The organism is Nonomuraea sp. NPDC052129, from assembly GCF_040680095.1.
In the GTDB taxonomy this organism is placed as follows: Bacteria; Actinomycetota; Actinomycetes; order Streptosporangiales; family Streptosporangiaceae; genus Nonomuraea.
In genome coordinates this window covers 106,632-125,836 of sequence record NZ_JBFAVX010000035.1, presented here as the reverse complement: position 1 = coordinate 125,836, position 19,205 = coordinate 106,632, and the positions used below count along the sequence as shown (strand labels likewise).

At 69.4% G+C, this 19,205-nt stretch carries 19 protein-coding genes and 1 pseudogene; 13 read left to right on the top strand and 7 right to left on the bottom strand.

Annotated elements, in window-relative coordinates; translation table 11 throughout:
- Nucleotides 1-148 precede the first annotated feature (148 nt).
- The 7 genes from AB0L53_RS47585 (at nt 149) to AB0L53_RS47555 (ending at nt 5,825) form a co-directional block, all read left to right on the top strand.
- Nucleotides 149-574 carry a hypothetical protein gene (locus AB0L53_RS47585; protein WP_364009870.1) on the top strand — a complete coding sequence of 142 codons (426 nt, stop codon included), beginning with the start codon at nt 149-151 and terminating at the stop codon, nt 572-574.
- On the top strand, nt 568-798 hold the full coding sequence (locus tag AB0L53_RS47580; protein ID WP_364009867.1) for a helix-turn-helix transcriptional regulator: 231 nt from the start codon (nt 568-570) through the stop codon (nt 796-798). Before AB0L53_RS47585 ends, AB0L53_RS47580 begins: the two co-directional genes overlap by 7 nt.
- Nucleotides 795-1,799: an NAD(P)-dependent alcohol dehydrogenase gene (locus AB0L53_RS47575; RefSeq protein WP_364009864.1), complete on the top strand. Its 1,005-nt coding sequence runs from the start codon at nt 795-797 to the stop codon at nt 1,797-1,799. Before AB0L53_RS47580 ends, AB0L53_RS47575 begins: the two co-directional genes overlap by 4 nt.
- Before the next feature lie 137 nt (nt 1,800-1,936).
- Nucleotides 1,937-2,662, top strand: coding sequence for a helix-turn-helix transcriptional regulator (locus AB0L53_RS47570; protein WP_364009861.1), 726 nt, complete (start codon nt 1,937-1,939; stop codon nt 2,660-2,662).
- A gap of 186 nt (nt 2,663-2,848) precedes the next feature.
- The gene (locus AB0L53_RS47565; RefSeq protein WP_364009858.1) at nt 2,849-3,376 is read left to right on the top strand and encodes a hypothetical protein; all 528 of its coding nucleotides are present in this window, start codon (nt 2,849-2,851) and stop codon (nt 3,374-3,376) included.
- Nucleotides 3,377-3,614: 238 nt separating this feature from the next.
- Nucleotides 3,615-4,535 carry a M23 family metallopeptidase gene (locus AB0L53_RS47560; RefSeq protein WP_364009855.1) on the top strand — a complete coding sequence of 307 codons (921 nt, stop codon included), beginning with the start codon at nt 3,615-3,617 and terminating at the stop codon, nt 4,533-4,535.
- 153 nt (nt 4,536-4,688) lie between these two features.
- Complete coding sequence (locus AB0L53_RS47555) at nt 4,689-5,825, top strand: NAD(P)/FAD-dependent oxidoreductase (protein WP_364009852.1); 1,137 nt, start codon at nt 4,689-4,691, stop codon at nt 5,823-5,825.
- Nucleotides 5,826-5,967: 142 nt separating this feature from the next.
- On the opposite strand, the gene AB0L53_RS47550 is transcribed toward AB0L53_RS47555, so the two are convergent.
- The 6 genes and pseudogenes from AB0L53_RS47550 to AB0L53_RS47525 all read right to left on the bottom strand — a co-directional run.
- The gene (locus AB0L53_RS47550; protein WP_364009849.1) at nt 5,968-6,750 is read right to left on the bottom strand and encodes a DUF1932 domain-containing protein; all 783 of its coding nucleotides are present in this window, start codon (nt 6,748-6,750) and stop codon (nt 5,968-5,970) included.
- 51 nt (nt 6,751-6,801) lie between these two features.
- The gene (locus AB0L53_RS47545; protein WP_364009846.1) at nt 6,802-7,563 is read right to left on the bottom strand and encodes an IclR family transcriptional regulator; all 762 of its coding nucleotides are present in this window, start codon (nt 7,561-7,563) and stop codon (nt 6,802-6,804) included.
- Between the two features lie 65 nt (nt 7,564-7,628).
- On the bottom strand, nt 7,629-8,213 hold the full coding sequence (locus AB0L53_RS47540) for a methyltransferase (protein ID WP_364009843.1): 585 nt from the start codon (nt 8,211-8,213) through the stop codon (nt 7,629-7,631).
- Nucleotides 8,214-8,225: 12 nt separating this feature from the next.
- Complete coding sequence (locus tag AB0L53_RS47535) at nt 8,226-9,029, bottom strand: tripartite tricarboxylate transporter substrate binding protein (RefSeq protein ID WP_364009841.1); 804 nt, start codon at nt 9,027-9,029, stop codon at nt 8,226-8,228.
- A gap of 34 nt (nt 9,030-9,063) precedes the next feature.
- A complete protein-coding gene (locus AB0L53_RS47530) occupies nt 9,064-10,209 on the bottom strand; it encodes a tripartite tricarboxylate transporter permease (protein WP_364009838.1) in 1,146 nt (381 codons plus the stop codon).
- Between the two features lie 35 nt (nt 10,210-10,244).
- A pseudogene (locus AB0L53_RS47525) lies at nt 10,245-10,694 on the bottom strand (tripartite tricarboxylate transporter TctB family protein); the annotation flags it as partial.
- Nucleotides 10,695-10,945: 251 nt separating this feature from the next.
- On the opposite strand from AB0L53_RS47525, the gene AB0L53_RS47520 reads away from it, so the two are divergent.
- The 4 genes from AB0L53_RS47520 (at nt 10,946) to AB0L53_RS47505 (ending at nt 16,059) form a co-directional block, all read left to right on the top strand.
- A complete protein-coding gene (locus AB0L53_RS47520) occupies nt 10,946-12,148 on the top strand; it encodes a hypothetical protein (protein WP_364009836.1) in 1,203 nt (400 codons plus the stop codon).
- A gap of 179 nt (nt 12,149-12,327) precedes the next feature.
- A complete protein-coding gene (locus tag AB0L53_RS47515) occupies nt 12,328-13,365 on the top strand; it encodes an ABC transporter substrate-binding protein (RefSeq protein ID WP_358425698.1) in 1,038 nt (345 codons plus the stop codon).
- Nucleotides 13,362-14,969 (top strand): sugar ABC transporter ATP-binding protein, encoded by a 1,608-nt coding sequence (locus AB0L53_RS47510; RefSeq protein ID WP_364009833.1) that lies wholly within the window; start codon nt 13,362-13,364, stop codon nt 14,967-14,969. Before AB0L53_RS47515 ends, AB0L53_RS47510 begins: the two co-directional genes overlap by 4 nt.
- Nucleotides 14,962-16,059: an ABC transporter permease gene (locus tag AB0L53_RS47505; RefSeq protein ID WP_364009830.1), complete on the top strand. Its 1,098-nt coding sequence runs from the start codon at nt 14,962-14,964 to the stop codon at nt 16,057-16,059. Before AB0L53_RS47510 ends, AB0L53_RS47505 begins: the two co-directional genes overlap by 8 nt.
- 460 nt (nt 16,060-16,519) lie before the next feature.
- On the opposite strand, the gene AB0L53_RS47500 is transcribed toward AB0L53_RS47505, so the two are convergent.
- Nucleotides 16,520-17,470 carry a zinc-binding dehydrogenase gene (locus AB0L53_RS47500; RefSeq protein WP_364009827.1) on the bottom strand — a complete coding sequence of 317 codons (951 nt, stop codon included), beginning with the start codon at nt 17,468-17,470 and terminating at the stop codon, nt 16,520-16,522.
- Nucleotides 17,471-17,698: 228 nt separating this feature from the next.
- Between AB0L53_RS47500 and AB0L53_RS47495 the strand changes: the two genes are divergently transcribed.
- The gene (locus tag AB0L53_RS47495; protein ID WP_357943094.1) at nt 17,699-17,782 is read left to right on the top strand and encodes a putative leader peptide; all 84 of its coding nucleotides are present in this window, start codon (nt 17,699-17,701) and stop codon (nt 17,780-17,782) included.
- A gap of 94 nt (nt 17,783-17,876) precedes the next feature.
- On the top strand, nt 17,877-19,166 hold the full coding sequence (locus AB0L53_RS47490; RefSeq protein ID WP_364009824.1) for a dicarboxylate/amino acid:cation symporter: 1,290 nt from the start codon (nt 17,877-17,879) through the stop codon (nt 19,164-19,166).
- The last annotated feature ends 39 nt before the right edge of the window (nt 19,167-19,205 follow it).

Genomic DNA, 19,205 nt, shown 5'->3' with positions numbered 1-19,205 from the left:
ACCGTCGACGGACTTCGGTGAGCCCGTCGGCGGTCTTGTGTGTGTTCGGCCTGGCTTGGACCGGCGGGCGATGTAAAACTTTCTAGACATGAAGTCAAAGATTTGCTACCTTTCAAATGTCAAAGATTCTGTACATCAAGGAGCTGTCATGACACTCGAAGAGAGACGGGCGTGGATCCGGCTGATCGTCTCCGTCGCCGCGTACGGCGGGTACGCGTTCGTGGTCTTAGGCCGGGCCGGCGAGCGCCCGCTGGCCGAAGTGCCCTATGGGGCGGCGCTGCTGTGGAGCGTGGCAGCGGCCATCCTCGGCACCATCGCGCTCGAGATCGTGGTCGCCGCGGCCAGGCCGGCGTCCCTGGTCAAGGACGAGAGGGACCGGGAGATCGGGCGGCTGGGCGACCACGTCGGCCAGGCGTTCGTGGTGATCGGCGCGGTCGCGGCGATGCTCATGGCGATCGCCGGCTGGGACCGCTTCTGGATCGCCAACGTGATCTACGCGTGCTTCGCCCTGTCGTCGGTCCTCGGCAATGTCGCCAAGGTCATCGTCTACCGCAGGAGCCTGCCTCAATGGTGAAACCGACCCGTGTGACCAACCGCATCCGTGCCCTGCGCTTCGCACACGACGAGATGACGCAGGCCGAGCTGGCCGACCGCATCTCCGTGACCCGCCAGACCGTCATCGCCATCGAGCAGGGCCGCTACTCGCCGTCCCTGGAGATGGCCTTCCAGATAGCCCATGTGTTCAAGGTCCCGCTCGACGAAGTGTTCCAATACCCCGACTCCCAGGAGACGAAATGAAAGCGATCGCTCAAGACGTGTACGGCTCGGCCGATGTCCTCCGGTTACGCGAGGTGGACCGGCCGTCGATCGGCGACGACGAGGTGCTGGTCCAGGTACACGCCGCCGGGGTGGACCCGGGCGTGTGGGTCTGCATGACCGGCCGGCCGTACGCGGTGCGGGTCGCGTTCGGCCTGACCAGGCCCAGGGTGTCCGTACGCGGCCGGGCCCTGGCCGGGGTGGTCGTGGGGGTCGGCGCCGGCGTTCAGCGGTTCAAGCCCGGTGACGAGGTGTACGGCACCAGCCCGCGCAGCGGCACGTTCGCCGAATACGCGGCCGCCCCCGCCAAGCGGCTCGCGCCCAAGCCGCCCAGGCTGTCGTTCGAGCAGGCCGCCGCGGTGCCCATCTCCGCGGTTACCGCGCTGGAGTGCGTCCGCGACGGCGGCCACGTACAGGCTGGGCAGAGAGTGATGGTCATCGGGGCGGCCGGCGGCATCGGGTCGTTCGCGGTGCAGATCGCCAAGGCGTCCGGCGCGAAGGTGACCGGGGTGTGCGGCACCGGCAAGGTCGACCTGGTGCGGTCGCTCGGCGCCGACGAGGTGATCGACTACACCCAGGAGGAGGTCGACCGCGACGGGCCGAGCTACGACGTGATCATCGACCTCGCGGGCTGCCGCCCGCTGCCGCTGCTGCGGCGCGCCCTGACCCCGCGCGGGACCCTGGTGCTGGCCGGCGGTGGGCACGACGCCGGCGGGCTGCTCGGTGGCTACACCCGCCAGTTGCGCGCGCCCTTCGTCTCGATCTTCACCAGCCAGCGGCTCCGTGGCGTGACCTCCAAGGAACGCGCCCAAGAGCTGGAGGAGCTGGCGGAGCTGATCGAATCGGGCGCGGTCACCCCGGTCATCGACCGCACCTACTCCCTCGCCGACGCCCCCGACGCCATCCGTTACCTCGCCGAAGGCCATCCCGCCGGGAAGATCGTCATCACCGTGGGATCGGGCCCGTCGACGGACGCTCCGTGACCTCCGCTCCCGCCCACCGCTCACCAGAGCGTGGCCGCCGAGATGGCAAGAGGAGAACGCCGTCCCGGCGCTGCCAGAATGGTGTCCAGCTGCCAGGAGGCCCGGCGCCCGGACGGCGCGGTAGGCGAAGGAGGCGTGTGGACGAGAGCGTGTCGTTGGCCCAGCTGGCCCATCGGCTGGAAGAGGTAGTGGGCGAGCTGCGCGGCATCCCCGTCGACGTCGAGCGACTGGAGGACCCCGCGCTCGTACGGCAGCAGATCGCGCAGGCCGCCGCCTCGGCCAGGGAGCTGCGCGCCATGCATCCGGTGGGCTCGTCGGAGAAGGGCCGCGAGGAGCAGAAGAGCCGGGTCGACGTGCTCGACGCCCTGCGGGACGGCATGACGATGCGCACGATCATCCACGCGAGCGTGCTGGACGACCCGCGCAAAGCGGCCCGGCTCAGGGAGCTGCACGCGGCCGGTGACCTGCACCGGGTCGTCGACGAGCCGATACAGCAGTTGCTCATCTTCGACCGGACCGTAGCGTTCGTCCGCATCACCCCCGTCGCCTATTCGCCGGGCGCCCTGGTGATCAGGCAGCAGAGTCTGATCGCCACCCTCATCGACCTGTTCGAGCAGACCTGGGCCAGGGCCAGAGAGGTCACTGAGCCTGCGCACCAGCTGACCCCGCGCGAGCGCGAGGTGCTCGCGCTGATCGCCGAAGGGCGCTCCAACAGGGCCGTCGCGCGCGCCCTGTCGATCACGGAGGCGGCGGTCGGCAAGCACGTGGCCGGCGTGTTCGCCAAGCTGGAGCTGCCTGCTTCCGACGACGACAACCGGCGCGTGCTGGCCGTGCTGGCCTACCTGCGCGGCGCAGTCAGATAGCGCCCGATCCCGCCTCTCTGTCGCCGTCGCCGCGTCCGATCCCGCCTCTTTGCCGCCGTCGCGGCCAGGTACCCGGTCCCACCTTTCCGTCACCGGGCGGCGAGGTAGTGCCAGACCTACCTCGTCCTCGTCCCAGCCCCACTGCGGACCGCACCCGACATGGAATTCAATAAGATCATGCAGCGAATGACTGGATTGCTGGTTGGCGCGGTCTTCGGCGCGGTCTTCGTCGTCGTCAACGCGCAGAGCCCGCTCAACACCGTGACCGTGAATCTTTTGCGAGTGGCCGCGTGCCTGGCGGCCGCGAGCGTCATGGCCCTATGGTTCGTCACCGCCCGCAAGGAGCGGTCCGCCGCGGGTCCGCAGCGGAACATGTTCAGCCGTGGCTACCTGATCATCGTCGCCGCCGAGGCGATCCTGCTCTTCGGTGGCCTCCGGGTGCTGGCCGCCTGGGAGCGTCCTGTTGAGACCAATGTGGCCTGGGTGGCATTCGTGGTCGGTGTGCACTTCATCGCGTTGGCGCCCATTTGGAAGGACTGGAGCATCGCCGTGCCCGGTGTGGTGCTCACTCTGCTGGGCGTCGCCGGACTCGTTCTGGCGTCCACGGCGGCCGTGACCTGGGTGCCGCTCATCAGTGGTGTGCTGTCCGGCCTGGTGCTTCTGGCCGGCTCCGTCACCTTCGGGTGGCGGACGGTAGCGGCTCGGACGGCTTAGCTCGCGGGCCGGTTCGCACGTCCTCGCCGCGCGCACGGAGAGACGGTCGCAGGCCGGTTCGCACGTCCTTGTCGGGCGTACGGAGAGACGGTCGCAGGCCGGTTCGCACGTCCTTGTCGGGCCTACGGAGGGCCACGTATGGACACGGAGCGAAACCATGCAGTTTCTGTATGTTTTCTGTACGGATTTTTCCCACCCTGGGCCCTAGCAAGACATACACGGTGTGGAAGGGGTCCAGTTGAAACTCCGAGCAATCGCGATCGCGGGCTTAGCCCTGTTCCTGAGTGTCGCCGCCGCCGACCCGGGCGAGGAGAGCGGCGGCGACCCGCCCAACCAGGTGACGGCGGACGCCAGCATCATGGCCACCAACTTCCAGCTGCCCTTCCCCTGTGGGCAGGCGTGGACCGGCAACTCCAACGGGAGCAGCGCCCACCTGTCGTGGGAGATCGACTTCAACCGGGGCAGCACGGCCGACGCCGACCTGGGCGACCCCGTGGTGGCCGCGGCCGCGGGCACGGTGGTCATCTCCGCCCACCAGGGCTCGACCAACGGCTACGGCAACCTCGTCAAGATCGACCATGGCGGCGGCTGGGCAACCTACTACGCGCACCTGAACACTCGCTCGGTCAGCGAGGGAGCCACCGTCTCCCAGGGACAGAAGATCGGCACGGTCGGCAACACCAGCAAGCCAGGCAACAACATCTCCCCCCACCTCCACTACGAGGTACGACTGGGCACCGACTACCCCTCCAACATCCAGAAGGCCGTCTTCAACGGCACGACCTTCGGCTACCCCAACCAGACGGTGACCTCCAAGAACTGCGGCAACACCACCAACCCGTACACCCCGCAGGAGGTCTGCGGCGCCGGCTACGACGTGATCGACTCGGCGGCGCTCGGCACCTCCGGCACGGTCTACCTGCTCTACAACAGCGGCAACGGCAACAACTGCGTCGCCACCCTGAAGCGAACCTCCCTCGGCACCGCCACGGCGACGAGCGCCTACCTGGAAGTGCAGGGAAGTAGCAGGGTCACCGACTCAGGCAACTTCGCGTACTATGCGGGGCCCGTACGCGCCGCGGCGGCGGACAAGTGCGTGAGGTGGGGCGGCAAGGCAGGCTCCTCCACCTACGACAGCATCTTCGAACACTGCAGCTGATCATCGAGCGTTGACCGGGACAGGGCCTTCACGGCGCGGTGGAGGCCCTGTTTTCGTGCGCGGCGAGGACCCTCGCGCGGTCTTGTGCACGGCACTCCAGATGATCTATAAGAGGTAGTACTACGTCTCGTAGAGTTGAAGTGGAGGCCACCGGTGCGGGTGCTTGTGGCAGGGGCGGGGATCAGCGGGCTCGCGGCGGCACGGGGATTGATCGGCGCGGGCCACGAAGTGGTCGTGCTGGAGCAGGCACCGGAGCCGCGTGTTCAGGGCGGGGCCATCACGCTGTGGCACAACGGCACGGCCATCCTCGGGGACCTGGGCGTCGACCTGGAAGGGACCGGGCAGCCGCTGACGACGTTATGCCTGCGGACCGCACGCGGGCGCCGGGTGCTGGAGTTCGACCTGGCGGCGCTGGCCGAACGGTTCGGGTCGGCGGCGCGGGTGATCCCGCGCGGGTCGCTGATCACCCTCCTGGAGAGCGGCCTGCCGCAGGGGACCGTACGGTTCGGCGCACGGGTCGCGGAGGTGCGGGCCGACGGCGGCGGCGTACAGGTGCGGACTCAGGCAGGTCAGGAGTACGGCGGCGACGTTCTGGTCGGAGCCGACGGTGTGCGCTCGCGGGTGCGTACCCTCGTCCTGGGCGACGGCCCGGCGGCCCGGACCGGTGTGGCGACCTGGCAGGGCCTGACGCCGGCCCCGTTCGATCCCGGGTCGACCACGACGATGATGGTCGGCCGGCGGGGTGACTTCGGGTACATGGGGGCGGGTGACGGGCTGATGCAGTGGTTCTTCGACGTGCCGTGGTCGCCGGGCGCGCCACCGGAGGACAAGCCGCTGGAGATGTTGCGCCGGCGGTTCGGGGGGTGGGGCTCGCCGGTCGAGCGGGTGCTGGCGTCGCTGGGCGATGGCGACGCCGAGGTGTTCCCGCACACTCGGCACAAGGTGCCGCGCCGTTGGGGTGGCGGACGGTGCGTGCTGCTCGGGGACGCGGCGCATGGGATGCCGCCCGTCATGGCGCAGGGCACGAACCAGGCGTTAGAGGATGTGGCGACGCTGGTGGACTGCCTGGGCGGCGTGCCCGATCCGGCCTCGGTCGTAGAGGTGTACTCGGCCAGGCGGAGGCGGCAGGCGGCCCTGGCCTCCACGATCGCCACGCACAGCCTCGCGGTGTCCGGCCCGAGGACGTTGCTGCAAGGCGAGCACCTTCTGCGCCTGAACGGCGCCGCCCCACCGCGCCTCGCCACTCGCGGATTTGGCGCCCTGCTGCGCACCCTCAGCGCCCGGATATAAGGCCCGCCGGTGACTGCTGTGGCGGCTCCTCGGCGCGCTCGATCGAGACGTCACCGGCCTTGTGCTCGGTGAGCAGCTGGGCGCACCGGCCGACGCGGCGCCCGTCTGCCGGGCCCGCCGCGCCGGCCGGCATGGCGAACTGTCAGGGGCGGGCCTCGGCCAGGACGGGGTCGGCTTGGGTCGCGATGCGGCGCAGACCCCGCTCGGCGGCGCGGGTCATCTCGGTCGGCACCCCGAGATCGTCCAGGTACGCCCCGGTGTCGTGCATTTCCTGCGCCCGCCGTACGGCATGCGTACGGGTGCCGGTCAGGAACCGGTCGATGATCGCCTGCCCGTCACCGGCGAGCTGCCTGGCGACCTCGGCCCGGATCCAGTCCTTGTCACCCGCGGCCTCCCCCGCCGTGACGGCTTCGCAGACCACCAAGGCCAGCCCCTTCATGAACACGCTGCGCAGGAGCTTGCGGGCCATGGCCGCGCCGGGCGGCGCGTCGAGCACCTCCACAGGAGTGCCGAGCGGGCTCACGAGCTGGGCGACCGCCGCCGCGCCCGGCCCGCTGACGAGCAGCGGCACCTTGTGCCCGTGCAGCGGCACGGGGCCGAGAATGGCGACGTCCGCGAAGCCGTCGATGGTCTTGCCGAGCCGCTCCATGACCGCGGGCGGCGCGGAGGTGAAGTCGGCGTAGCAGGCGCCTTCGGCAAGAAGGGGCCCACATTCCGCCGCGACGGCGGGGGCGGCGGAGGCAGCGGTCAAAACCAGCACGTACGCGGCTCCCTCGACGCATTCCCGCAGCGTCGCGGTCCTGGTGACACCTTCGGGGGTGGGGGTGTTGGCGGGGTCGTACCCGAGCACCTCGTGCCCGGACGCGGCGAGTGCAGCGGCGAAGACGCCGCCCGCCTCTCCCAGGCCGATGACGGCACAACGCATGTTTCATCAATCCTTGCTAAGAAAGTAGAGAGGTTAACGAAAAAGAGATCGTCAGAGGTCACGCGCACGGCCGAGCGCGGCGGCGGCGCGGAGCAGTTCGGGCACGATGCTCAGCATTTCGCTCTCGGGGTGGCGTTCGGCGGGGCCGGAAATGCCCACCGTGGCCATGACCTGGCCGTCCGGGCGCGGCACGGGCGCGCTCACGCCCGAGGAGCCCACCACGCGCTCGTCGGCGGAGACGTGGTAGCCGCGCTCCCTGATCAGCGCCAGCTCGGCACGCAGGTCCGCCTCGCTCACGGGCTTGCCGCCCGCGGTGCTCAGGTCGCGTACCGCTGACATCAGGGCCTCGAGCTCTTCCTCGGGCATGGCCGCCGCGAGCACCTTGCCCGCGCCGAGATGCAGCGGGAGCCGCTGGCCGATGGGGAGCTGGTAACGCAGCGGATCGGCGCCGTCGACCCGGGCGATGACGATGCGCTCCAGGCCTGATCTGATGTGCAGGGTCGCGGTCAGGCCGGTGGTGGCGGCCAGTTCCTGCAGCACCGGCGTGGCGGCGCGGCTCAGGCTGTCGGTGACGAGGAAGCTGTGGGCGGCGGCGAGCGTGGCCGGGCCGAGGTGGTAGGCCTGCTGCTCGGCGACCACGAACCCGCGCCGCTGAAGCACCCCGAGCAGGCGCAGCGTGGTGGCCGGGGACAGACCGGCCCGCCGCGCGACGTCCGAGAGCCGCATCGGCTTGTCGCTCTGCTCCAGCACCTCGATCACGTCGAACGCGCGCTCGACCGAGCGCATGGACGGCTGTGGCTGCACGGCTGCCATCGGCGGAACTCCCTCGCCCTAGGAGAACGGTTGTCACGCGGATTCGCTGTCACTCGGATTCGCTGTCACTCGGATTCAAGGATGGCAGCCCGTTTGCCCTCCTCGAGGCTGAAGACCGCCTCCGCCGCCTGCGCGACCCGCTCGGCCTCGGCGAGCGGAACCACCACCACGCCATCGGCGTCCCCGAGGATCAGGTCTCCGGGTGCGACGGCGACGCCGCCGACCGCGATCGTCCGGCCGAGATGACCAGGTCCGTTCTTGTACGGCTCCGCGGGCGTCACCGCTCGGGCGAAGACCGGCATGCCCATCTCGCCGAGCCCTTCGGCGTCCCTGACGGCTCCGTCGATGACGAATCCGGCCACGCCGCTGTTCTTGGCCCGCTGGCCGATCAGCTCGCCGATCAGCGCCCTGGACTCGTCACCACCGCCGTTGACCACGATGACGTCGCCCGCCCCGACGACCTCGAGCGCCTGGTGGATGAGCGCGTTGTCACCCGACCGGGTCCATACGGTGAAGGCGTACCCGGCCACGCGGGCGCCGGGCCAGACCGGGCGGATCCGGGAGTCGAGGATGCCGAGGCGCTCCATCGCATCGCCGATGTTGGCGGTGGGCAGGGCGGCGAGCCTGCTCAGCACGGAGGGTTCACTCATGTTCATTGCCTCTCAGCCTTTTTCATTGCGGACAAGGGGAAGGGTCTGCTTGATGGTGGTTTCCTGCTCGGTCCAGTACGTGGCGTACTCCTGACCGGACTTGTAGACGGTGCCCAGGCCGAGATCCTTCATCTTGGCGACGACCGCCGGATCCTCGATGGCCTTCTTCAACGCCGCCTCGATCTTGGTACGCACCTCGGCGGGCACCCCCGCCGGAGCCGCGTAGCCGCGGGCGGTCGCCTGCTCGATCTGGTACCCCTGCTCGGCGAAGGTGGGGACATCCGGCAGGAACGGGCTGCGCTGCCCCGACATGACGCCGAGCACCTTGATCTTGCCCTGGGCGACGAGGGGCTTGACGTCACTGACGTTGCCGACGTAAGCGCCGACGTGCTTGCCCAGGAAGGCGGCCCCGACGAGCATCGGGTCGAGGGCCTGCATGCCGAGCGGCTGGAAGCTCTGCCGTGTGTAGGTGGCGCCCCGGCTCGGGTCAAGGGGCGAGACGACGATGGACGGCGAGCCGGTGGCGCCGATGGTGTAGCCGTCGGCCTTGGCCTTGCTGAGCGCGGTGTAGCCGATCTGGCCACCGGCGCCCGGCCGGTTGAGCACCTCGACGTTCGCACCCAGCTCCTTCTCCAGCATGGGCGCGACCACGCGGGCCGCCGCGTCGACTGCCGCGCCGGGCGCGAAGGAGACGATCAGCGTGATCGGCTTCCCCTTGCGCGGCCAGGCGCCCGCGGCCCCGCCGGCCTGCTGGGCACCGCATGCGGCGAGCGCTGTCGTCACGGCTACGGCCATGACTGCGAACTTGAGTCTCACGATGGCTCCTCTTTCTTGGGGGGTGACGTTCTGGTCAGGCTTCGGGATCTTCGGCCAGCGCAGCGGGCTTACGCAGTCGCAGCAGCGGGCTCGCCGCGATGACGAGCGCGACCACCAGCAGCACGACACTGATCGGACGGGTGAGGAAGACGGTGAAGTCGCCCTGGGACAGCTCCAGCGACTCGCGCAGGGAACGTTCCATGAGGGGCCCGAGCACGAGGGTCAGCACCAGGGGCGCGAGGGGGATGTCCAGGCGGCGCAGCGCGAGGCCGAGCAGCCCGAAGGCGACCATCACGAAAACGTCGAAGACGGTGAAGTTGATCGTGTACGCGCCCACCACCATGAAGGTGAGGATCATCGCGGTCAGCACCGGATACGGGATACGCAGGATGGACGTCCACACCCCGACCAGCGGCACGTTCAGCACCAGCAGGATGACGTTGCCGACGAACAGGCTGGCGATGATCCCCCAGGCGACGTCCGCGTGCTCGGCGAACAACGTAGGACCAGGCGTCAGCCCTTGCTGCAGGAAGGCGCCCATGAGCACGGCGATCGTCGGCGAGGCCGGGATGCCGAGCGTGAACAGCGGCACGAGCGCGCCGTTCGCGTGGGCGTTGTTCGCCGTCTCCGGGCCCGCGACGCCCTCCACCGCGCCCGATCCCAGCTCGGCGCGGTGCCTGCCGAACTTCCGCTCCGCGCCGTAGGCGAGCAGCGAGGAGACCGAGCCGGTCATCCCCGGGATCAACCCGAGCGCGAATCCGATGCCGGTGCCTCTGGCGATCGCCGGCACGCTGCGCCGCAGGTCCGTACGGCCGGGCAGGAGCGCCCGCAGCCCTGGCGCCACCGCCTTGGCGGTGCCGCCCTTGGCCGCGCCGAGGATCTCCGACAGTCCGAAGAGCCCGATGATGACGGCGACGAAGTTGATGCCGTCGAGCAGCCGATCGCTGCCGAAGGTGAACCTGGGCGCCCCGCCCACGGGGTCGATGCCGACCATGGCGATCAGCAGGCCCAGCACGCCGGAGATGAGCGCCTTGGTCATGGAGCGGCCCGCGAGCGCGACGAGCAGCGAGATGCCGAGCACCATGAGGGCGAAGAACTCCGGCGGCCCGATCCGCAGGCCCAGGTCGCCGAGCGGCTTGGCCGCGACGACGAGCCCCGCCGTGGCGACGGTGCCGCCCACGAACGAGCCGAGGGCGGCGAGCCGTAGAAGACGCCCGCGCTGCTCACCAGGGCGAGCACCAGCGACAGCGCCCAGCTTCGTCCCGCCCGCCATTTGAGATGGAACATGAGGAACAGGAACATGCTGATCTGGTAGCCGAGCAGGTCCATGACCGCCGCCAGGACCACGAGGCTGACCAGCACGGCGACGGCGTGCCGGACATCGGTCCGGTCGCCCGGCGCGGCGTCGGCGCGCCCCGCGCGGATCGACTGGAAGAACCACGCGACGCTCAGCACCCCGAGCGCCACACCCAGCACGAACGGGAAGAACCCCGCCCCGGGGCCGAACGAGGACCACAGACCCAGGCTCAGGGACTCGATCGCGACATAGACCGAGAGGGCCACGAGGGCGGCCTGCGCCCCGGTTCTCAGCCGGGCGTCAGCGGACGGCGCCGCTGGTTCCGGATGGCCGGGAGGGTGCTGGGCGAGCGCGGGTTCGTGGCTCATGGGGGTGTGGCCGCCTTCCAATGCTTTTCACTGTGTGAAAAGTCTTTTCATTTCCCGACAAGCGTGCTGGGTGGCGGATTGGCGTGTCAAGGGTTGCGCGGAGGTTTCCGGCTTTGGACCGCCATGTGACATCACCCGTGGGGGCGGCCATCCGCCCAGGTCAACAGGCTGATCTACCGATTCAGGATTAACGAGACAGCCCAAGGAAACGGACAATAGAGACAAATCACTCGGACGCTGAAGGAACGCCAATGGCTGACATCGATGTTCCGATCTGGGCCGCACGCCTGAGGGTCCTGCGCCGTGGACGGCTGTGGAGCCGCGACGAGCTCGGGAGACGGCTGGCCGACGCGGCGGACGAGACGACGCGTGATCAGCTGCCCGCACCGGAGGCGCTCAGCTCGATGATCCGACTGTGGGAGACCGGAGAGCGGCGGCTCGACGAGTCGCACGCGGAGCTGCTCTGCCGGGCGTTCGGCGTGGACGAGGCGGACCTGTTCGTCGGGGACGCGGCCGGCACCACTCGGTGGCACTACGTCACGAACATCCCGCTCCAGTCGGGGATGTTCAGTGCCGAGGAGGAGGAGCGTACCGGCCGGGCGATCGAGGCGCCCCAGCGCGCCGATGACGGGACGGTCCGTTACTTCAGGACCCTCCTCGACGCCTACTCCCGGACCGACCTCCGCCCCGCCGACCTGATCAACGCGCTGCGGCCGGTCTTCGCCGGGATCGAGGAGTTCCACCGCGACGCCAGTACGCCGGTCAGGCGGGCCTTCCTGGCGCTCGCCGCGGAGAACGCCGAGCTGATCAGCCGCATGCACCACGAGGCCGGCGACCCCGACGGGGCGCTGACCTGGTCGGACGAGGCCATCCGCGACGCCCGTGGAACGGCGGACGCGCTGCTGGAGGCGTACACGCTCGCCCAGCGGGGCGGTCTTTCCGACACCGCCGGCGATCCCGGCCGGCTCGTGGACCTCGCCATCGCGGCCCGCGAACGCGCCGAACTTCCGCCGCGAATGGACGCCTTGTGCCGGCATCACGAAGCGCAAGGCCACGCCCTGGCCGGCGACGTCGACATGTGCCATCGCCGCCTGGAGGAGTCGGCGCAGTCGCTGGAGGAACCGGGCGAGGACCCGCCCTACCGGTTCGACTGCTCGGCCGAGGCGCACAACGCGCTGTGCGCCGGGTGCCTCATCGACCTCGGTCAGGCCGGTGGCGCGATCGAGATCCTGGAGCTGGGACCGCCGAAGGCGCAGCCGACGTACGCCGTCGCCTACGCCCTGGCCCGCATGGCCCACGCGTACGCTGACGCCCATGACAGGGAGCGCTCGGCCGAGGCGGCCCGTCAGGCACTCGCCCTGGCCAGGCGGAGCGGTGCGTCGCGCGCCCTGCGCGAACTCGCCAGGGTCCAGCGTCCTCGCCAGTACGCGGGGCACCGACGCATCCTGCTGTAGTCGCTAGGCCACCGCCGCTGTGGTGCTCAGCCGCGCGGCGGTTGGCGGATGCGAGTAATGAGTTCTTTTCTCTTTACTAGTTTCGAACCAGTGAATTCCCAGGTTTTGCTGGAAGGGTGTTCTCGGGGGCGCTACGACCGAGAGCGACTGCCGCCTGAGACACCTTTCAGGGGGCCGTCATGGCTAGTTCTCGAATCGTTTTCTCGCTCTCGCTGGTCGCGGCGATCGCGCTGGTGGCGCTGGTACTCGGGGTGGTGGGAGGCCGGGCGACAAGTACGGCCGGACACGCCGCGGGCGGCGGCGCGGGCGGGCTGGCGAGCGGCAAGAAAATCGATGTGATCATCAAGGCGAGCGACTCCTCGTTCTGGCAGACGATGATCGCCGGGGCGAAGCAGTCGGGCGGGGATTTCGGGCTCAACGTGAGCACGTTCGGCCCGACCTCCGAGACGAACATCGACCAGCAGGTACAACTGGTCGAGAACTCCATCTCCCGGGGCGTTGACGGGCTGGTCATCGCGCCCAACTCCTCCAGCGCCCTGAACTCGGCGATCGACCGGGCGCGCAAGGCGGGGCTCAAGGTCATCACCGTGGACAGCCGCGTGACCACCCCCTCGGAGGGGTTCATCGGCACCGACAACGTCAAGGCCGGGACCCAGGCGGGCAAGCGCATGTGCGAGCTGCTCAAAGCGCAGAACAAGACGAGCGGCACCGTCATGATCGAGTCCTCGGTGGCCGGCATCCAGTCACTCGTCGATCGGGACGCCGGCTTCAAGCAGGGCATCACGAACAACTGCCCGCAGGTCAAGGTGGGGCTGCAGCGCTTCAACAACAATGACATCAACACCGCGGCGTCGCAGGTCAACGACGCGCTGACCGCCAACCCGAACCTGGCGGGGGTCTTCGCCGACAACAACACCTCAGGTGTCGGCGCGGCTCGGGCGATCCAGGACAACCACGCCGCCGCGACCGTCCCCGTCGTGGCCTTCGACTCCGACCCGCAGGAGAACGCCGCGCTCGCCGCCGGCACGATCGACGCGCTGGTGGTGCAGAACCCGTACTTCTTCGGTTACCAGGGTGTCCTGGCGGCCGGGATGGCCACGGTCAAGCGCATCCCGCCGCGTGACATCGACCCCGGAGCGGTCGTGGCCGACAAGGGAAACATGACGGCGCCGGATGTGAAGCAGCTGCTCCACCCGCCGACGATGAAGGCGGAATGATGACCGCGCCGGTCGTCGAGCTGCACGGCGTCTCCAAGGCGTTCGGCCCCGTCCAGGCCCTGAGCGACGTCTCGCTCCGCCTGGTCCCCGGCCAGGTGAACTGCCTGGCCGGGGAGAACGGCGCGGGGAAGTCGACCCTGATCCGGGTGCTGACGGGTGCGCTGCGCCGCGACAGCGGCAGCTACGAGATCGACGGCCGCCCGGTCACCGCGCCGACCCAGGCATCGGTACGCGCGGCCGGCGTCCAGGCCGTCTACCAGGAGCTCAGCCTGCTCCCCCACCTGTCGGTCGCGGAGAACCTGTTCATGGGCCGCCTTCCGGCACGGACCGGGATCATCGCCAGGAACCAGCTGGAAACCCGCGCCAGGAAGGCCCTCGACGAGGTCGGCCTGACGGAGCTCAGTCCGCACGCGATCGTGGAACGCCTTCCGGCGGCCACCCGCCAGCTCGTGGAGATCGCCAAGGTGCTGACCGCGGACTCCGTCAAGGTGATCGTCTTCGACGAGCCGACCACGGCGCTCACCGAGGCGGAGTCGGAGCGCCTCCTCCAGCACATCCTGCGGCTGCGCAAGCGCGGCATAGCGATGCTGTACGTGACGCACCGGCTTGAGGAGATGTTCGAGATCGGCGACTGGGTGACCGTCCTGCGGGACGGGGGCCTGTCCGAGGCCGGGCCGATCAGCGGGTACGACGAGGACCGGCTGATCACCGCGATGGTCGGCCGGGAGATCAGCTCGCTCTATCCGGAGACCCACCGGCACGCGGGGACGCCCGCGCTGCGGGTCCGGGGCCTGCGCCGGTTCGACCGCTCGCCGAGCATCGACCTGCACGTCGGGGAGGGCGAGATCCTCGGCATCGGCGGGCTGCTGGGGGCGGGGCGGAGCGGGCTGCTGCTGTCCATCTTCGGCGCCGCTCCCATCGTGGCCGGTGAGGTGGAGGTCAGGGGCAAGTCGGTGAAACCGTCCGGGCCGCGCACGATGATGAACGCCGGGGTAGGGCTCCTCACCGAGGACCGCAAGGTGCTGGGGCTGCTGCCGGAGCTGTCGATCCGGGAGAACGTCACCATCGCGAGCCTGCGCAGCGGCTCTCGCCGAGGGCTCCTTCCCGGCCGCGAACAGACCGAGGAGGCCGACCGGCTGCTCGACAGCCTGCGGCTGCGCGCCGGTTCGTACGACCAGCCGGTGTCGACGCTGTCCGGCGGCAACCAGCAGAAGGTGCTGCTCGCCCGATGGCTGCTCACCAAGCCGAAGGTGCTGATGTTCGACGAGCCCACGAAGGGCATCGACGTGGGGGCCAAGGGCGAGCTCTACAACGTCATCGGTGACCTGGCGGGCGACGGGCTGGGGATCATCGTGGTCTCGTCGTACCTGCCGGAGCTACTGGGGCTCGCCGATCGCATCCTCGTGCTGCGGGACGGCGCGGTCGCGGGCGAACTTCCCGGAACCGCCACTGAGGAGGACGTCCTCCGCCTGGCCAGCGGCGCCGGGGGCACCGACCTCCCGGACGGTGAGCTCCCGGACGGTGAGCTCCAGAGCGGCGAGCTTCCGAAGAGCGAGCTCCAGAGCGGCGGAGATGACCCAGGAGGGGTGAGCCGAGATGCCTAAGCTGGTCTGGCGCGAGCCGATCGAGACCACGACGATCACCAACAGGCCGCCCGGCGGCGCGGCGGACGACGCGGCGGCGCTGGAGACGGTGCCGCAACCCAGGCAGGCGCCCGAGCCGACGGCCGAGCCGAAGCGGCGGGTCGTCACGCTGGGTGACATCGCCGGACGAGAGAGCGGCGGGCTCGTCGTCCTGCTCGTGGCGATCGGCGCCCTCACGCTCGCCAGCGACGAGTTCCTCACCGGCAACAACCTGGCCAACCTCGCCCGTCAGGTCGCCATCTTCGGGATCATCGCGATCGGCCAGCTCCTGGTCATCCTGACCGCCGGGATCGACCTGTCGGTCGGCTCCATCCTCGGCCTGTCCGGCGCCTCCACGGCGCAGTTCCTGGTCGCCGGTGTGCCGATCCTGCCGTCGATCCTGCTCGGGGTGGGAATCGGCACGGTGCTCGGGATCGTCAACGGCCTGCTGGTGACCAAGGCCCTGCTGCCGCCGTTCATCGCGACGCTGGGCATGCTGGGCATCGCCCGCGGCCTGGTCCTGGTCACCACGGACGCCCAGACCATTCAGGGTGTGCCGGACGCGTTCCAGACCATCGCCAACGGCACGATCCTGGGGATCCCCAACCTGCTCATCATCGCCGCCGTGGTCACCGCCGTGATGTGGTTCGTCCTCGCCCGGACGGTCTTCGGCCGCTACATCTACGCCGTCGGCTCCAACCCCGAGTCGGCCCGCCTCGCGGGCGTCCCCGTCCGTCTGGTGACGATCTCCGTCTACATGATCTCGGGCCTGCTCGCCGGCCTCGGCGGGGTGCTGCTCGCCTCCCGTCTGGGAGCGGGCATCCCCACCGCCGGCACCGGCTTCGAGCTCAACGCGATCGCCGCCTGCGTCATCGGCGGCGCCAGCCTCTTCGGCGCGAAGGGCAGCGCGATCGGCGCCGCCACCGGCGCACTGATCATGGGTGTACTCAACAACGGCGGCAACCTCCTGGCGATCAACGCCTTCTACCTGCAGATCGCCATCGGCGTGCTCATCCTCGTCGCGGTGGGGTTCGACCAGCTGAACACCAGGCGATCGGCCGCCGGCGGTTGACACCGCTCAGAGGGCCGGCTGTCACCAACCCTGCTGTTCCATGTCCGGGAAATGTCCTGTCGACGCCCTGGAGAACGGCCTTGCGGACAGCCAGGGTTGAAATGTCTGGCCGGCAAAACCCAGCCGGCGACAGCGACTGAGGAGGCGTCAGTGAACGCGAAAGCTGCTCGACTCTCCATTGCCGTATTAATGGCCGCGGCTGCTACCGCAACCGCACTGTCCACGGCAACGCCCGCATTAGCCGCCAACCAAGCGACCATCCGGCATACCCAGTCCGTACAGGCTCCTCCGGGCTGGACGAAGTGGGCTCACTTCACCCGTCTCGACTATTGCCTCGCGGCAGGAGACGCGGGGCAGAAGGCCGGTCGGTGGAGGGACTGGGCCTGCTATTACCCCCCAGAGGGTTACGACCTCTGGGTCCTACTGCCCTAGCCAACGCTCACCACAACCGAGAAACCTGTCAGGTCAACAGGAGGGACTTGCCCAGGGTGTCGCGGTTCTCGAGGGCGGCGTGCGCTTCGGCGGCGTGTTCCAGCGGGAACGTCTGGCCGATGAGCGGACGGATCCGGCCGGCTACCGCCTCTTTCAGCGCTCGCCGCGCCCACGTCTTTCGATGCGGCTGGCCCTCGACAAGCTGCTCCATACCGATCGAGGTCACCCCGCGTCGCGCCGCCTCGTCACGGTCGATCTCGGTGAACCCGCCGCCGGAGAATCCGTAGTTGGAGTACGTGCCGCCCGGCTCCACCAGGTCGAAGACGGCCCGGCCGAGCTCCCCGCCGACGCCGTCGAAGACCACGTCCACCCTGCCGACCTGGTCGAGCCAGCCGGGCGTGGTGTAGTCGACCACCACGTCGGCGCCGAGCTCCTCGACGGCCTTGAGCTTGCGGGCGCCACGGGCGGCGCCGATGACCCGGGCACCGGCGGCGTGGGCGAGCTGCACCAGCCCGCTGCCCAGGCCGCCGGCGGCGGGTTGGACCAACACGGTCGCGCCGGGCCGCAGGTCGACCCGGTCGAAGAGCTGCATCGCCCCGGCGCCGTCGTGCAGCAACGCCAACGCTTCCCGCGTCCCCAAGCCATCCGGGATCGGGATGAGGTTCTCCAGCGTTGTGCTGATCTGCTCGGCGTACGCGCCGTTCTCGACGTCGGCGAGGACCCGCCGGCCGATCCACTCCCGATCGACGCCCTCGCCGACCGCGCTGACCCGCCCCGCCGCACCTACGCCCGGCACGTAGGGCAGCTGCACCGGGAAGATCTCACCGGCCAGCCCGCCGCGGATCACCGTGTCGATCGACAGGACTCCGGCGGCCTCGACGTCGACGACGACCTCACCCGGCCCAGGGTCCGGGTCCGGCACGGTCGCGATCCGCAAGACCTCCGGGCCGCCGAACTCCGCCACTCGTACAACTCGCACAGCTGCTCACTTTCCTCGCTTGACGACTACGAGCCTCAGTCTGGAACCTCAACTTCGGTTGAGGTCAAGCGCGGCCATTCACCGCTGACCGATCAGGGCCGCTACGCCTGGAGGTCGGCGAGGCGCTGCGCGGCATCCCCTGACTTCTGGTCGGGAAAGGCTTGATTTGTGAGATAGATCGCTCGTAGAGTCGGAATAGTGTCCTGTTAACTACGGTTAAGTGGTCCTGTGAGGTTCATCGTCCTGTCTGTGTGGCTTGTTGAGCGGCTGCACATCGATCTCTGTCGTCTGACCGGCTCCCTCTGTCGCTGACCGCGCTCTGACGAGCGCTGGATTCCCCGACCCCTCACCCGCCCCCCTTTCGCATGCCTTCTTAGGCATGCCGTCTTTCGGAGCCTTCCTCATCGTGAAGAGATTCTCTTTTTCCCTGCAGTTGCTGCTGGGCCTGGTCGTGGGCGTGGCCCTCGGCTTCGCCGCCCGTATCTGGGACCTCGCCTGGCTGGCCACCACGCTCACCGAAGTCGGAAAACTCTTTGTTCAGCTGCTGAAGCTGGCCGTGCCGCCGCTGGTGTTCACCGCCGTGGTGGTCAGCGTCGCCAACCTCCGCAACGTCAACGGCGCGGCCCGGCTGGCGGGCAAGACGCTGTTCTGGTTCCTGGCCACCGCGCTGATCGCCGTCATCATCGGCATCGGCCTCGGTCTGATCATCAACCCGGGCCAGGGCATCACCCTGAACACGGCGGGCGCGAAGGCGCCCGAGAACGTCGGCACCTGGGTCGACTTCCTCACCGGCATCATCCCGACGAACATCGTGACGGCGTTCACCGAGCTCAACGTCCTCCAGATCGTCTTCCTGGGGATCGTCCTCGGCGCGGCGGCCATCGCGATCGGCGAGAAGGCCGAGCCGTTCCTCACCTTCAGCCGTTCCATCCTCGAACTGGTCCAGAAGGCGCTGTGGTGGGTCATCCGCCTGGCCCCCATCGGGACCGCCGGCCTGATCGGCAAGTCGGTCGCCACGTACGGCTGGGACCTGATCGCGCCGCTGGCCAAGTTCAGTCTCGGCGTCTACATCGGCTGCTTCATCGTCCTGCTGGCCGTCTACCCGACGCTGCTCGCGGTGGTCGGCAAGGTCAACCCCATCACGTTCTTCCGCAACGCGTGGCCCGCGATCGAGCTGGCCTTCGTCTCCCGCTCCTCGGTCGGCACGCTGCCGCTGACGCAGAAGGTCACCATCGAGCGCCTGGGCGTCGACCGCGACTACGCCTCCTTCGCCGTGCCGTTCGGCGCGACCACCAAGATGGACGGCTGCGCCTCGATCTACCCGGCGCTGGCGGCGATCTTCGTGGCGCAGGTGTTCAACGTCCCGCTGGGGATCGGCGAGTACCTGTTGATCGCGTTCGTCTCCGTGGTCGGCTCGGCCGCGACGGCCGGTCTGACCGGCGCGATCGTCATGCTCACGCTGACGCTGAGCACCCTTGGCCTGCCGCTTGAGGGCGTCGGCCTGCTGCTGGCCATCGACCCGATCCTCGACATGATCCGCACCGCGACCAACGTCGCGGGCCAGATGGTGGTGCCGGTCCTCGTCGCCCGCGGCGAGGGTCGTCTCGACGAGGCGGTGCTCAACGCTCCCCCGCAGTCGCTCGACGAGGCTCCGGTGAGCGCGCCGCGCTCCTCGGGCGAACCGGCGATCGCCTGACACCCTCCCCCTCCTGAAAAGACCGGGCGGCCCCGCACA